Below are 13,695 nucleotides of genomic sequence, written 5' to 3'. Positions count from 1 at the left end.
GCGGTGATCGGGTAAAGAGAGCCGCCAAGCCGTCACACGCGAGCGGTTTCATCAGCGAAGATAGGTCGACGACCCCTGCCGTTCGGCACGGGCGACGAACTACCCAACAGGGGCGGTGAGTTACATGTACCTGGCGGCCGAGAAGGGCGACATCAACACCATCATCGGTGGAATCGCCCCGAACTGGGGGCCTTTCGGGAGCCTGGGCGCCGAGGCCAAGGTGATGATCGAGGTCGTGATGGCCGTGGCCATCCTGCTCTGCCTCGGCATCGCCATCTGGGGAGCCGCCAAGCAGCGCATCGGTGCGACGGCGCTGCGCGACACCTTCAGCGCGGAACAGGGCAAGGGCCTGATCGTGGCCGGTCTGACCGGCGTCTTCATCATCGGGTCTCTGGGGACGCTCTTCACCATCGTGTACGGGATGGCCGTCTAACCCGTTTCTCACCACCGAGGTCGCGTTCCCTGATGTCCAGTCACCACGCCGCGCCCGAGCGGCAGCCAGCCCGGCCCTTGTCGTACCCGCGAACGGCTGAAGGGGTGTCCCCCGCATGAGCCTCGGCGACGAACACGACGGCCAGACCCGTACCCACCTCCCCGAGACCGGCGCCCCCCGCCCGCCCGCCCGCAGCTCCCGCTCGCTCGTCGCGGTCGTCGGCGTCGTGGTCCTCCTGATCGCCGCCATCGCCCTCGCCAACCGCGGCGACGGCGACCCGGCGGACACCAAGTCCGGCTCCCCCGAAGCCCCCGCCCGCTCCGGCGCCCCCACCGCGGCCACCGGCGTCCGCCCGGTGACCGGCCGCAACGGCGACATCCCGGGCGGCTTCGCGCGCGACGAACAGGGCGCGCAGAGCGCGGCGGCGAACTACGCCGTCGCCCTGGGCTCCGTCGACATGTTCCAGCGCGGGCCCCGCGAGAGCATCGTCCGGGCCACCCACGACCCGGCCGTGGCCGACGCCCTGGTGCGCGACCTCGACACCTCGTACTCCACCGCGTTCCTGGCCGAGATCGGCCTCGACGCCAACGGCTCCGCCCCCAGCGGGCTGACGTTCGTCTCCCGCACCATCCCGGTCGGCACGAAGGTCAAGGACTTCACGGGCGACACCGCCACCGTCGAGGTCTGGTCCACCGGGCTCGTGGGACTCGCCGGCGAGGGCTCCACCAAGCCGGTCACATCGACGTGGTTCACCCTCACCGAGAAGCTCCGCTGGGTCGGCGACGACTGGAAGATCACCGGCTCGGAGCAGGCCGAGGGCCCCACACCCGTCAACGGCGACAACCGCGCCTCGCTCGCGGACGACATCGCCAAGGCCGTCGAGGGTTACGGAGGCTTCACCTATGCCCGCTAGCCGACGCTTCACGCTCCGCGCACTGGGCGCTGCCGCGGCCACCGTCCCCGCCACCCTCGTCCTCCTCAGCGCCCGCGCGTACGCGGCACCGACGCCGACCCCGACGCCGACGGGCACACCGAGCGGGACGCCTTCGCCGGGGGCGAGCAACAATCCGTGCGGGCTCATCGTGGGTCAGGCCCGCGACCTGTGCGAGAAGGGCCAGAACCCGGGCGGCACCGGCTCCCCCTCCGTCACGGACCCCACCTCCGCGCTCGACCCCCTGAGCTCCCTCGCCCGCGGCTGCGCCAGCGCCGCCGCCTGGGTAGTCGAAACCCTCTCCACCGCCGTGAAGGAGACCGCCCAGGTCGACTTCACCAACCCCCAGTTCCTCGGCCGCTACGCCGTCGTCTTCGCCGCGGCCACCTTCCTCACGCTGCTCATCTGGCTGCTCGCCGTCGCCAAGCGCGCCATCCGCGGCGTGCCGCTGACCACGGCGCTCTCCGAGGCCATCGGGTTCCTCTGGCTGACCGTCCTCGCGTCCGCCTTCACCCCGCTCATCCTCTACACGGTCGTCAACGCCACCGACGCCATCACCGAGGTCATCGCCTCCGGCACCGGCCAGCAGACCGACGTCTTCTTCGGCAGCTTCAAACAGGCCCTGGAGAAGGGCGACAGCATCGGCGGCGGCCCGATCATGCTGATCATCGTCTCGCTGGTGACCGTCCTCGCCGCCGGCGTGCTCTACCTCGAACTCGTCCTGCGCGCCGTGCTGCTCTACGTCGGCGCCCTGCTCGGCGTCGTCGTCTACGCCGGGCTCGTCGACAAGAACATGTGGGGCCACGTCCGCCGCTGGGCCGGGATCATGATCGCGGTGATCCTGGTCAAGCCGGTCATCGTCATCGTCCTCGGACTCGCCGGCGCCCTGTCCTCGGGCACCGGCCCGAACGCCTTCTCGGCGGTCGTGTCCGGCCTCGCGATCATCCTGCTGGCGATCTTCGCCTCGGCCATGATCTACCGCTTCGTCCCCGGCTTCGGCGACGAGATCGTCGCCTCCCGCGACAACCGCCTCCACCGCGCCGGCGAGAACACGGCCGCCGCCGTCATCTCCTCCCCCGCCTCCCTCGTCTCCCAGGGCATCAAGACCCACAGCACCCGCGACGCCGGCGGCGGGCAGGGCGGCGGCCAGGGCGGCGCCCGCCCCGCCAACCCGCTCTCCGGCGGCGTCGCCGCCCACAGCAGCCGCGGCAGCTCCTCGGGCGGCTCCGCCACGCCGCCGCCCCCGCCCCGGAGCGGCAGCCCCACCGCGGGCACCCCGCACACCAGCCGTAGCAGCAACAGCAAGAACTCAGGAGGTGGAGGGCGTTGACGACCCAGTCCCAGCCGGTCTCGCCCCGCCGCACGTATCTCATCGGCCGCGCCCGGCCGAACGCGATCGTCGGCAAGAACCGCGAGACCGGCGAGATCGCGCTGATCATCGCCGGGGCCTTCCTCGGCATGATGAGCGGACTGATCGTCCCCGTCCTGCCCCTGCGGATCGCGCTCCTCACGGGCTTCCCGATGATCGCGCTGGCCGCGGTCTACGTCCCGTACAAGCACCGCACCTTCTACAAGTGGTTCGAGATCAACCGCAGCTACAAGCGGATGCTCAAGCGCGGCACCGCCTACCGCTCCGCCACCGTCGAGGCGGGCACCCGCATCGACGGCCGCGAGGTGGAGATCGGCCCGCCCCCCGGCATCGGCCGCATCGGCTGGCTCGCCGCCCCCTTCGGCCCGGACGAGATCGCCGTCCTGCTGCACGCCGACCGGCGCACCGTCACCGCCGCCATCGAGATCGAGGGCCCCGGCGTCGGCCTGCGCGACTCGGAGGACCAGGAAGCCCTCGTCGACCGCTTCGGCACCCTGCTCAAGCACGTCGCCAACGGGGACGGCTTCGTCACCCGCCTCCAGATGCTCGCCCGCACCCTCCCCGCCGACCCCGACGCCCACGCCAAGGACGTCGCCCAGCGCGGCGACCACCAGGCCCCCGGCTGGCTCCAGGAGTCGTACGAGCAGCTCCAGTCGATGGTCTCCACCTCCAGCGAGCAGCACCGCGCCTACCTCGTGGCCTGCATGCACTACACGCGCGAACTCGCCGCCGAGGCCAACGCCATGGCCCGCGCCTCCCGGCACGCCTCCGGCGCCCGCAAGCTGGACCGCGACGCCGGCCTCGCCGTCGTCATGGCCCGCGAGCTCACCGACATCTGCGCCCGCCTCGCCGAGGCCGACATCCGCGTCCGCCAGCCCCTCGGCCAGTCCCGCCTCGCGTCCCTCGTGCACTCCATGTACGACCCGGACCACCCGATCGACCACATCCAGGCCATGACGAAACGAAACGCTTGGCCGGCCGAGCTGGACGCCATGGAGGCCACCTACCTCCAGGCCAAGACCCGCGAGTCCGCCACCCGCGCCCCCTGGTGCCACGCCACCGCCTGGGTCAAGGAGTGGCCGATGACCCCCGTCGGCGTCAACTTCCTCGCCCCGCTCCTGGTCCACACCCCCGACGTCATCCGCACGGTCGCCGTCACCATGGACCTGGAACCCACCGAGGTCGCCATCGAGCGCATGCTCACCGAGAAGACCAACGACGAGGCGGAGGCCTCCCGGCAGGCCAAGATGAACCGCACCGTCGACCCCCGCGACATCGCCGCCCACGGCCGGCTCGACCAGCGGGGTGAAGATCTCGCCAGTGGCGCGGCGGGCGTCAACCTCGTCGGGTACATCACCGTATCGTCGCGCTCCCCCGAGGCCCTGGCCCGGGACAAGCGCACGATCAGGGCCTCCGCCGGCAAGTCGTACCTGAAGCTGGAGTGGTGCGACCGCGAGCACCACCGGGCCTTTGTGAACACCTTGCCGTTCGCGACCGGCATCCGCCGCTAGGGCCGAAGGGGCACAGACCGATGCGAGATCCGCTGTCCGTCCTCACCGAAGCCTTCACCTCCTTCCTCTTCGGCAAGGTCGAGACGACCCGCCTGCCCGTACGCACCTCCACGGGCCAGGCCCAGGCCGTCTACCTGCCGACCGCGGCCCCCGGCCTCGGCGACTCAGGCGTGATCATCGGCCGCGAGGTCTACAGCGGCAAGGGGTACATCTACGACCCCTTCCAGCTGTACGGCCAGCAGCTCCCGGCCCCCCACTGGCTCGTCCTGGGCGAATCCGGAAACGGCAAGTCGGCCCTGGAGAAGACCTACGTCCTGCGCCAGCTCCGCTTCCGCGACCGCCAGGTCGTGGTCCTGGACGCCCAGGGCGAGGACGGCGTCGGCGAATGGAACCTCATCGCCCAGGAGCTGGGGATAACCCCCATCCGCCTGGATCCGACGGTCGCCAACGACGACGGCATCCGCCTCAACCCGCTCGACCCGTCCATCACCACCACGGGTCAGCTCGCCCTGCTCCGCACCATCATCGAGGTGGCGATGGGCCACGGCCTCGACGAGCGCAGCGGCTTCGCGCTCAAGGTGGCCCACGCGTACGTCAACGAGCACATCACCGACCGCCAGCCGCTCCTCACGGACATCGTCGAGCAACTGCGCCACCCCGAGGCGGAGTCCGCCGAGGCCATGAACGTCGACATAGACGATGTACGGGCCTGGGGCCTGGACGTCGCCCTCGTCCTCGACCGCCTGGTCGACGGCGACCTGCGCGGCATGTTCGACGGCCCCACGACGGTCGGCATCGACCTGGACGCCCCCCTCATCGTCTTCGACCTCTCCCACATCGACCGCAACTCCATCGCCATGCCCATCCTCATGGCGATCGTCGGAGTGTGGCTGGAACACACCTGGATCCGCCCCGACCGGAAGAAGCGCATCTTCCTCGTCGAGGAGGCCTGGCACATCATCAACAGCCCCTTCGTGGCCCAGCTGTTCCAGCGCCTCCTGAAGTTCGGCCGCCGCCTCGGCCTGTCCTTCGTGGCAGTCGTCCACCACCTCTCCGACGTAGTGGACGGAGCAGCGGCGAAAGAAGCAGCAGCCATCCTCAAAATGGCCTCGACCCGCACCATCTACGCCCAAAAGGCGGACGAGGCCCGCAACACCGGCCGCGTCCTGGGCCTCCCCCGCTGGGCAGTCGAAATCATCCCGACCCTCACCCCCGGCATCGCGGTCTGGGACGTCAACGGCAACGTCCAAGTGGTCAAGCACCTGATCACCGAACGAGAACGCCCCCTGGTCTACACGGACCGCGCGATGACCGAGTCGTCCGTCAACGACCCGGAACTCGAATGGGAGACCGAGCAACGCGCGATCCTCATCGAGCAGCAGATGAACGACCCACAGTCGACGGTGGCGTGAAGACATGCAGAGAGAACGACACCAGGCCGCCGGCGGCATCCCCGACGGCCTGGTGGTAGGCCTCCTGGCCCTGCTCCTCGGCCTGGCCGTCCTCGTCTGGACGGCCACCGGCCTCTCCGCCCTGTTCGCCCACGGCAGCTGGCCCCCGGGCGTCACCTTCACCCGCACCCCCCAGGCCCTCCGCTCCCTCATGACGGCCCCCACCGACCTCCCCGCCGCCTGGCCGGAAACGCCCCCCACCGCCCTCCCCGGCTACGGCCTCTTCTGGGGCCTGACCATCGGCCAGGCCATGATCCTGGCCGTCCTCACGGTCTTCACCCTCGGCACCCTGGCCCGCTGGAAGGCGGTCCGCGCGACCCGCAGGGCGGGCGGATACGGGAAGCCCCCGGCAGCCGCACACGGCGACGGCGAGAAGGGGGTCGGCGCGGGGGTGGGGGTGTCCGGACGTGGCGGCGCCCGGAACGAGCGCAGCGAAGTGGAGGTCGCAGTCCGGACACCCCCACCCCCGCGCCGACCCCCGACCCCCGAACCGGAGCCCGAGACCCCGGCGGAGCCGCACCGCACGGACACCCGCCTCGTCTACGCCCCCGCCCCCACCCGCCGCCCCACCGCCGCCCAAGCCGTACGCGACGCGGAAGGCGCCGTCCTCGTCGTCACCTCCGACCCCACCCTCTGGGCGGAGACGAAGGACGCCCGGGGCAAGCTGGGCCCCGTCCTCGTCTACGACCCCGGCCACCTCTGCGACACCCCGGCCCGCCTCCACTGGAACCCGGCCGAGGGCTGCGAGGACCCGGCCGTGGCCCAGGAACGGGCCGCCGCGCTGCTCGCCCCCGTACGCCCCCAGTCCCGCCTGGACGAGGCCCTCGCCGACACCGCGGAAACGCTCCTGCGCTGCTGGCTGCACGCCGCCGCCATCGACGGGCGCCCGTTCAAGAAGGTGCACCGCTGGGCGCAGGGCGCCGACGCCCACGACCCGGTCCGGATCCTCCGCACCCACCCCAAGGCGACCTCCGGCCAGGCCGGCCTCCTCGAATCGGCCCTCACCGCCCACCCCGAACGCCGCCAGGCCGCACAGGAACTGACGGCCCGTACCCTCTCGGCCCTCTCCTCGATCCACATCAGGGAGGCGTGCACCCCGAACCGGACGGACTCCCTGACGCTCGCATCTTTCGTCGCCGAACAGGGCACCCTCTACGTGGTGGGTGAACCGATCGAGGACCCGCGCACCCACCCGGGCGCGATGCCCTTGCTCACCGCGCTCGTCGCAAGCGTGGTCGAGCACGGCCGCCGCATGGCCGCACGGTCATCCGACGGTCGGCTCGACCCACCAATGAGCCTGGTCCTCGACGACATCGCGGCCGTGGCCCCGCTCCCGGCCCTGCCCGGGCTCCTCGCCGACGGCGCCGCGCAGGGCCTCCCGACGCTCGCCCTGATGCGCTCGCGGGAACAGGCCCGGGCCCGCTGGCCCGAACCCCTCCCGACCGCCTGACTACGGACGCGGGAGCTCGTACTCCAGCTCCTGCGCGCCGCCGTCCCCCGGCACAGGCACCTTCGCGCCGGTCGGGGCGAACCCGAAGCGCGAGTAGAAGGCCGCGGCCCGCGCGTTGTCCTCGTGGACGTACAGCCGTACGCGGACGACGGCCGGCTCGGGCAGCGTCCAGGACCACTCGACGGCCGCCCGGAACAGCCCGTCGATCACACCGGCCCCGCGCGCCTCGGGCCGCACGTACACGCCCACGATGTGCGTCTGGTCGACGGTCGCGGCCTCGCCGAACCGCACCTCGTCCGAGGGCCGTTCCACGAGCACGGTCACGGTGCCCAGCCAGTGCCCGTCCGGCGCCTCGGCCACGAACTGGCGCACCGAGCCGCCCCCGCTACCCGAAGCGCCCTCCGCGCGCTCCCGCCAGAAGGAGTCGGGCCGCTCGACGGCGGCCTCGTAGGTGTCGAGGAAGGCGATGGGGGCCGCCGGGTCCTGGAGGGCGGCGAGCCGGATCTCTCTCGCCCGCTCCCACTCGTCGCCGCGGATCTCACGTATCAAAAAGTCCATACGAAAGATCCTGACGACCGACACACCCCCTGACAACGCCTTTTGCCACCAAGCACCACCCACCCACCAACCCACCCACCCACCCACCAACCAACGCCCCCCCCACCACCAACACACCCCCCCACCCACCACCCCGTCGTACCCAGGTACGACGCCCCCGCCCCGCCCTCCCACCCACGGTCCGACGCCCCACCACCCCCCGCTCCCTACCGTCGAAGCATGATCCGCGCAGAGAACCTCACCAAGCGCTACGGCGCCAGAACAGTGGTCCAGGACCTCTCCTTCACGGTCCGCCCCGGCTCCGTCACCGGCTTCCTCGGCCCCAACGGCGCCGGAAAGTCGACGACGCTCCGCATGCTCCTCGGCCTCGACGCCCCCACCCACGGCCACGCGACCATCGGGGGCCGCCCGTACGCCGATCACCCCGCCCCGCTCACCCAGGCAGGCGCGCTCCTCGAAGCCCGCTCCCTGCACCCGGGCCGCTCGGCCCGCCACCACCTCACGGCGCTGGCCCTGACGCACGGCATCCCGCGCTCCCGCGTCACCCACGTCCTGGCCGTGACCGGCCTCACGGAGGTCGCCGACCGCCGGGTGAAGGGCTTCTCCCTCGGCATGGGCCAGCGCCTCGGCATCGCCGCCGCGCTCCTCGGCGACCCGGCCGCCGTCATCCTGGACGAGCCGGTCAACGGCCTCGACCCGGAGGGCGTGCGCTGGATCCGCACCCTGCTCACGTCGCTGGCGGCGGAGGGCCGCACGGTCCTGGTCTCCTCGCACCTGATGAGCGAGATGGCCCTGACCGCGGACCATCTGATCGTCATCGGCAAGGGCCGGCTCCTCGCCGACACGACGGTCGCGGACCTCGTCCGCCAGGCCGGCGACACGACGGTCAAGGTCGTGACGCCCGAGGCGGACCGCCTGCGCGGCCTGCTCCCCGCCGCGGCCGGCATCACGACCCCCGCGCCCGACACGCTCCAGGTGGCGGGCCTCGACGCCCCGGAGATCGGCCGGGCCGCCGCGGCACATGGCGTACCGCTGTACGAACTCACCCCGCAGACCGCCTCGCTGGAGCAGGCGTTCATGGACCTGACCCAGGACTCGGTCGAGTACGAGGGAGCAGCAGCATGACCACAGCACCCCCCACCACCGCCACTGCCACCGCCACCACCCGCCCTCCCCACCTCACCGGACTCCGCGTGCTCCACGCCGAGTGGCACAAGCTGTGGACGGTCCGCTCGACCTGGGCGACCCTCCTCGCCGCCGTGGCCCTGGTCCTGGGCGTCGGCATCCTGATGGGCGCCACGTACACCTCGGACGGCGGCGACTCCGACGTGGACACGGTGCTCCTCACCTTGTACGGCTCCCAGCTGGGCGCGATCGCCCTCGCGGTCCTCGGTGTCCTGCTCACGGCGGGCGAGTACGCGACCGGCCTGGTCCGGGCGACGCTGACCGCCGTCCCGCGCCGCCTGCCCGTGCTGTGGGCGAAGGCGGCGGTCTTCACGGCGACCGTCTTCACGGTCTCCCTCGCGACCGCGCTGCTGACCTTCGAGGTGGCGCAGGTCTTCCTCGACGACACCGACCAGGCCGCCTCCCTCACCGACGACGGCGTCCTCGGCGCCCTCGCGGGCAACGCGGCGGGCGTCACCCTGCTGGGCGTGTTGGCCCTCGGCCTGGGCGCGGCACTCCGCTCGGTGCCGGGTGCGCTGGGCGCGTTCATCGGCGGGGTGATGGTCCTGCCGGAGGTGATCGGGATGCTCCCGTACGGCTGGGTCGAGACGGTCCTGCGCTACTTCCCCACCCAGGCGGCCGGCGCCCTCGGCACGGCCACCCCGCTGCCCGGCGCGGCGACGCCCGGCGCGGCGCTGCTCGCCCTGCTGCTGTGGGCGGGCGCAGCACTGGTCGTCCCGGCGCTGTCGCTCCGCCGCCGGGACGTATGAGGATGTCCTGATGACCACGGACCTGAGCGGCGCCCTGCACCGGCTGACGTCCCGGGTACGGGCCTTCGACGCGGCCCGGCCGCGGGTGTGGGACACGGTCCTGACCCTGTTCTGGACGGGCGCGGCGCTGGTGGACGCGTCGGGCGGCTGGCGGAACACGGCCGCCGACCCGACCGTCCCGGCAGGACTGGTGGTCGGCATGACCCTGGCCTCGACGCTCCCTCTCTTCTGGCGCCGGCGTCGCCCCGTCGCGGTCCTCGCCGTGATGGCGGGCGCGGCCCTGGCCGGCGCGGCGACGGGAGCGTTCCTCCAGGTCGCCTACCTCCAGGGGATCCCCCTGTTCCTGATCGCCCTCACCCGCCCGGCGCGCACCCTGTTCCTGTCGGCCGCCCTCCTCGTCCCGCCGCTGGTGGTGGGCGCGGTCCGCTTCCCCCGGGTCTCCTGGGACCAGCACATCGTCCCGACCCTCCTGTTCTACGCCCTGGTCGCCCTGCTCGGCCTCACAGTCCGCTCCCGCAGGGACGCCCGCGACCACGAGGTGCGTCTCGCGGCGGCGTCCGAACGGGCCCGGATCGCGCGGGAGATGCACGACATCATCGGCCACAGCCTGACGGTCATCACGGGCCTGGCGGACGGCGGCCGGTACGCGGCGGCGAAGCGCCCGGAGCGGGCGGCGCAGGCCCTGGACGCGATCGGCACCACGAGCCGCGAGGCCCTGGCGGACCTCCGTCGCCTCCTGGGCGTCCTGCGCGAGGACGAGACGAGGCAGGACACGAGGCAGGAGAGGGGGCAGCGGACGGAGGAGAAGCCTCCGGAGCCGGTACGGGACCCCCAGCCGACACTGGCCGACCTGGAGCCCCTGATCGCAGGCGTACGCGAAGCAGGTCTCCCGGTCGTCGCCGACCTGCCCCCCGCACCTCATCCGCTCTCCCCCGGCGCCCAACTGACGGTCTATCGGGTGGTGCAGGAGGCCCTGACCAACACGCTCAAGCACGCGGGCGAGGGGGCGAAGGCGACGGTGGAACTGACCTACACGCCGGACGCCCTGGTGGCGACGGTGACGGACACCGGAACAGCCGCACCCCCCACCCTCCATACGCGCACCCACACCGGCCAGGGCCTGACCGGAATGCGCGAGCGCGCGGCCCTGTACGACTGCACACTCGAATGCGGCCCGCCACCGACCGGCGGTGGCTGGCACGTTCGGCTTCGACTTCCCTTGGAGGGCTCCCCGTCGTGACGACCGTTCTCATCGCGGACGACCAGGCGATGCAGCGCTTCGGCTTCCGGATGCTCCTGGAGAGCCAGGACGACATGACCGTGGTCGGCGAGGCCACGAACGGCACCGAGGCCGTCCGCCTCGCCGACCGGTACCGCCCGGACGTGGTCCTGATGGACGTCCGCATGCCCGGCCTGGACGGCATCGAGGCCACCCGCCGCATCATCGCGGCGGGCGCCCGGAGCCGCGTCCTGATCGTCACCACCTTCGATCAGGACGCGTACGCGTACGACGGCCTGCGCGCGGGGGCGAGCGGCTTCCTGGTGAAGGACGCCGAGCCCGAGGAACTCCTCGCCGGTGTCCGTGCGGTGGCGAGCGGCGACGCGGTGGTGGCCCCGTCGCTGACCCGCCGGCTCCTGGACGCGTACCTGCACCACCTGCCCGCGTCGGCGACGCCCAAGCGGCCGGAGTTGGACCCGCGGCTGGCCGCGCTGACCGCCCGGGAACGCGAGGTCCTCACGGTCGTCGGCCAGGGCTGGACGAACACGGAGATCGCGGCCCGTCTGCATCTCTCCGAGTCGACGGTGAAGACCCACGTGACCCGGATCCTGTCGAAGACGAACTCCCGCGACCGCGTCCAGGCCGTCATCCTGGCCTACGACACGGGCCTGGTGAAGCCCGCCTGACGACCCCCGCCCGACCACGTCACCCGAGCCACCACGTCACCCGACGGCGTCGAACGCGGGCGCGAGCGGCGCCAGCACGGCTCGAAGCCGCTCGTCCAGCCCCCCGGAGGGCACGACGAGCCCAGCGGCGCCCCCAGGGCTCCCGGTGTCCCCGTCCGCCGGCCTCAGCCAGCCCTCCAGCGCGATGCGCACCGCCGCGGCCACGCTCGCCGCGAGAACCCGGGCCGTGTACCCACCGGACTCCCCCAGGCGTTCGGCCAGCACGGCGGCGAGCGGCGGCTCGATGCCGCCGGCGGCGTCGAGGAACGCGTCGCGCAGTGCGGTCGAGGTGGTGATCAGCAGCAGCGCCCGGCTGTCGCGCTCTCCGGTGTTCGTGTACTGCTCGACGACCGCGTCGAAGACGGCGTCCGCCAGCCGCACGCCTGCGGGCCGGTCCGCAACCGCCGCCGCGATCCGTGCTTCCCGGTCGGCGGTGACGGCGGACACGATCGCCTGCTCACGGCTGGCGAAGTAGTTGTTGTAGGTGCGGGGCGAGACCCCGGCCGCCTCGGCGATGTCCTCGACGCGCACCTGGTCCGGCCCGCGCTCCAAGGCCAGGCGCAGGGCCGCCTCACGCAGCGCGTCGCGCGTGGCCTGCTTCTTCCGTTCCCGCAGCCCCGGTGGTGGTGTCGTCACGCTGCCACCCTTCCACACAGGACTGCGCGCACGCAAACTTACTGCCTCCCCAAACTTGCGCGCACGCACTTTTCCTGTCAGCCTCGGTGCCGACCGGCCGAGACCGACAGAGAGGCGGCCACCACCATGCGCGCCAGAGGAATGACCTACGACACCGGCTTCGTCGTGCACGGGCAACCGTCCCGCACCCGCCTCGAACCGGCGGTGGTGCGGCGCGAGCTCACCGTCATCCGCGACGACCTGCACTGCGACGCGGTCCAGATCATCGGCGGCGACCCGGACCGGCTGGAGCTGGCCGCCGGCATCGCCGCGGAGCTCGGCCTGGAGGTCTGGTTCTCGCCCTATCCGCTGGAGCTGGATCCCGAGGGGATCCTCGCGCTCTTCCGCGACTGCGCCGAGCGGGCGGAACGGCTGCGGCGGCAGGGCGCCGTGGTCGTGTTCGTCGCGGGGGTCGAGCTGAGCGTGATGAACCGCGGCTTCCTGCCCGGCGGGAGCCCGGAGGAACGGGTCGAGCAGCTGTTGGGCCGCCCCGAACCGCGGGCGGAGGCACTGCGCGAGCTGGGCACCCGGATCAACGCCTTCCTCCGCGAGGCCGCGGCCGCGGTCCGCGCACGCTTCCGGGGCAGCCTCACGTACGCGGCCATCCAGTTCGAGCAGGTCGACTGGACTCCCTTCGACTTCACGACGTACGAGCTGATCCGCTCGGCCGAGGTCGCCGACGTGTTCCGGGAAGCGGTCCGCACCCTGGCCAGGGGCCCGAAGCCGCTCGCTGTCACCGGCTTCGGCACCGCGGCCTACCGCGGCGCGGGGGCCCGCGGCGGGCGGGTCCTGGAGGTGGTCGAGTACGACGAGGAGACCAAGGCGCCCGTACGGCTGGACGGGGTGTACGAGCGCGACGAGGCCGGCCAGGCCGCGTATCTGAGCGAACTCCTGGAGGTCTTCGAGACGGAGGGCGTGGACAGCGCGTTCGTGTTCCTGTTCGCCCTGGCCGGCTACCCGCACCGCCCGGACGGCGACCCCAGGGACGACCTGGACCGGGCCGGCCTGGGCATCGTCAAGCTCCTGGAGGGCCGCCGGGGCCTGACCTACCCGGACATGGAATGGGAACCCAAGGCCGCCTTCACGGCCGTGGCCCAGCAGTACCAGCGGTGCAGTAAAAGCCCGTAAACGCAGAAAAGCCCCGCACCATAAGGTGCGGGGCTTTCCCACAATGATTGTTCGGCGGCGTCCTACTCTCCCACAGGGTCCCCCCTGCAGTACCATCGGCGCTGAAAGGCTTAGCTTCCGGGTTCGGAATGTAACCGGGCGTTTCCCTAACGCTATGACCACCGAAACACTATGAAGTTGAACTCAAGCCGCACCCCTCAGGGGGCGAGTTCGTTACTTCAGAACTAACACAGTGGACGCGAGCAACTGAGGACAAGCCCTCGGCCTATTAGTACCGGTCAGCTCCACCCATTACTGGGCTTCCACATCCG

Annotated in this window: 13 protein-coding genes and 1 rRNA gene; 11 read left to right on the top strand and 3 right to left on the bottom strand. The window is 72.1% G+C overall.

What is annotated here, in order from left to right:
• Positions 1–124: 124 nt before the first annotated feature.
• From AB0Q96_RS00070 to AB0Q96_RS00045, 6 genes are all read left to right on the top strand, one after another.
• The gene (locus AB0Q96_RS00070; protein WP_093874928.1) at positions 125–433 is read left to right on the top strand and encodes a hypothetical protein; all 309 of its coding nucleotides are present in this window, start codon (positions 125–127) and stop codon (positions 431–433) included.
• A 115-nt stretch (positions 434–548) separates the two neighbouring features.
• A complete protein-coding gene (locus tag AB0Q96_RS00065; RefSeq protein ID WP_365320736.1) occupies positions 549–1,346 on the top strand; it encodes a hypothetical protein in 798 nt (265 codons plus the stop codon).
• Positions 1,336–2,694, top strand: a complete 1,359-nt coding sequence (locus AB0Q96_RS00060; protein ID WP_365320735.1) for a hypothetical protein — start codon at positions 1,336–1,338, stop codon at positions 2,692–2,694. The genes AB0Q96_RS00065 and AB0Q96_RS00060 overlap by 11 nt, the downstream gene beginning before the upstream one ends.
• A complete protein-coding gene (locus tag AB0Q96_RS00055) occupies positions 2,691–4,244 on the top strand; it encodes an SCO6880 family protein (protein ID WP_365320734.1) in 1,554 nt (517 codons plus the stop codon). Before AB0Q96_RS00060 ends, AB0Q96_RS00055 begins: the two co-directional genes overlap by 4 nt.
• A gap of 20 nt (positions 4,245–4,264) precedes the next feature.
• The gene (locus AB0Q96_RS00050) at positions 4,265–5,656 is read left to right on the top strand and encodes an ATP-binding protein (RefSeq protein ID WP_365320733.1); all 1,392 of its coding nucleotides are present in this window, start codon (positions 4,265–4,267) and stop codon (positions 5,654–5,656) included.
• Positions 5,657–5,660: 4 nt separating this feature from the next.
• Positions 5,661–7,145, top strand: a complete 1,485-nt coding sequence (locus tag AB0Q96_RS00045) for a type VI secretion protein (protein ID WP_365320732.1) — start codon at positions 5,661–5,663, stop codon at positions 7,143–7,145.
• Here AB0Q96_RS00045 and AB0Q96_RS00040 read toward each other — a convergent pair whose 3' ends face one another.
• Positions 7,146–7,703 (bottom strand): GNAT family N-acetyltransferase, encoded by a 558-nt coding sequence (locus AB0Q96_RS00040; RefSeq protein WP_365320731.1) that lies wholly within the window; start codon positions 7,701–7,703, stop codon positions 7,146–7,148.
• A gap of 219 nt (positions 7,704–7,922) precedes the next feature.
• On the opposite strand from AB0Q96_RS00040, the gene AB0Q96_RS00035 reads away from it, so the two are divergent.
• From AB0Q96_RS00035 to AB0Q96_RS00020, 4 genes are read left to right on the top strand one after another with little or no spacing between them, the layout of a single operon-like run.
• Complete coding sequence (locus AB0Q96_RS00035; RefSeq protein ID WP_365320730.1) at positions 7,923–8,828, top strand: ABC transporter ATP-binding protein; 906 nt, start codon at positions 7,923–7,925, stop codon at positions 8,826–8,828.
• Positions 8,825–9,637, top strand: a complete 813-nt coding sequence (locus tag AB0Q96_RS00030) for an ABC transporter permease (RefSeq protein ID WP_365320729.1) — start codon at positions 8,825–8,827, stop codon at positions 9,635–9,637. The genes AB0Q96_RS00035 and AB0Q96_RS00030 overlap by 4 nt, the downstream gene beginning before the upstream one ends.
• Positions 9,638–9,647: 10 nt before the next feature.
• The gene (locus tag AB0Q96_RS00025; RefSeq protein ID WP_365320728.1) at positions 9,648–10,877 is read left to right on the top strand and encodes a histidine kinase; all 1,230 of its coding nucleotides are present in this window, start codon (positions 9,648–9,650) and stop codon (positions 10,875–10,877) included.
• Complete coding sequence (locus AB0Q96_RS00020) at positions 10,874–11,542, top strand: response regulator transcription factor (protein ID WP_365320727.1); 669 nt, start codon at positions 10,874–10,876, stop codon at positions 11,540–11,542. The genes AB0Q96_RS00025 and AB0Q96_RS00020 overlap by 4 nt, the downstream gene beginning before the upstream one ends.
• Before the next feature lie 36 nt (positions 11,543–11,578).
• Here AB0Q96_RS00020 and AB0Q96_RS00015 read toward each other — a convergent pair whose 3' ends face one another.
• Positions 11,579–12,217, bottom strand: coding sequence for a TetR/AcrR family transcriptional regulator (locus AB0Q96_RS00015; RefSeq protein ID WP_365320726.1), 639 nt, complete (start codon positions 12,215–12,217; stop codon positions 11,579–11,581).
• 126 nt (positions 12,218–12,343) lie between these two features.
• Here AB0Q96_RS00015 and AB0Q96_RS00010 point away from each other — a divergent pair, with 126 nt between their 5' ends.
• On the top strand, positions 12,344–13,384 hold the full coding sequence (locus AB0Q96_RS00010) for a hypothetical protein (protein ID WP_365320725.1): 1,041 nt from the start codon (positions 12,344–12,346) through the stop codon (positions 13,382–13,384).
• Positions 13,385–13,433: 49 nt separating this feature from the next.
• On the opposite strand, the gene rrf is transcribed toward AB0Q96_RS00010, so the two are convergent.
• Positions 13,434–13,550, bottom strand: a 5S ribosomal RNA gene (rrf, locus tag AB0Q96_RS00005).
• Between the last annotated feature and the right edge of the window lie 145 nt (positions 13,551–13,695).

It is taken from the genome of Streptomyces sp. NPDC093111, from assembly GCF_040683955.1.
GTDB lineage: Bacteria > Actinomycetota > Actinomycetes > Streptomycetales > Streptomycetaceae > Streptomyces.
This window is presented reverse-complemented; position numbering and strand designations above follow the sequence as displayed.

Excerpts from the sequence above, each read along its gene's own strand:
- AB0Q96_RS00040 (WP_365320731.1), bottom strand. The coding sequence starts at position 7,703 with ATGGACTTTTTGATACGTGAGATCCGCGGCGACGAGTGGGAGCGGGCG.
- AB0Q96_RS00060 (WP_365320735.1), top strand. The coding sequence starts at position 1,336 with ATGCCCGCTAGCCGACGCTTCACGCTCCGCGCACTGGGCGCTGCCGCG.
- AB0Q96_RS00025 (WP_365320728.1), top strand. The coding sequence starts at position 9,648 with ATGACCACGGACCTGAGCGGCGCCCTGCACCGGCTGACGTCCCGGGTA.
- AB0Q96_RS00030 (WP_365320729.1), top strand. The coding sequence starts at position 8,825 with ATGACCACAGCACCCCCCACCACCGCCACTGCCACCGCCACCACCCGC.
- AB0Q96_RS00050 (WP_365320733.1), top strand. The coding sequence starts at position 4,265 with ATGCGAGATCCGCTGTCCGTCCTCACCGAAGCCTTCACCTCCTTCCTC.
- AB0Q96_RS00065 (WP_365320736.1), top strand. The coding sequence starts at position 549 with ATGAGCCTCGGCGACGAACACGACGGCCAGACCCGTACCCACCTCCCC.
- AB0Q96_RS00045 (WP_365320732.1), top strand. The coding sequence starts at position 5,661 with ATGCAGAGAGAACGACACCAGGCCGCCGGCGGCATCCCCGACGGCCTG.
- AB0Q96_RS00070 (WP_093874928.1), top strand. The coding sequence starts at position 125 with ATGTACCTGGCGGCCGAGAAGGGCGACATCAACACCATCATCGGTGGA.
- AB0Q96_RS00010 (WP_365320725.1), top strand. The coding sequence starts at position 12,344 with ATGCGCGCCAGAGGAATGACCTACGACACCGGCTTCGTCGTGCACGGG.
- AB0Q96_RS00035 (WP_365320730.1), top strand. The coding sequence starts at position 7,923 with ATGATCCGCGCAGAGAACCTCACCAAGCGCTACGGCGCCAGAACAGTG.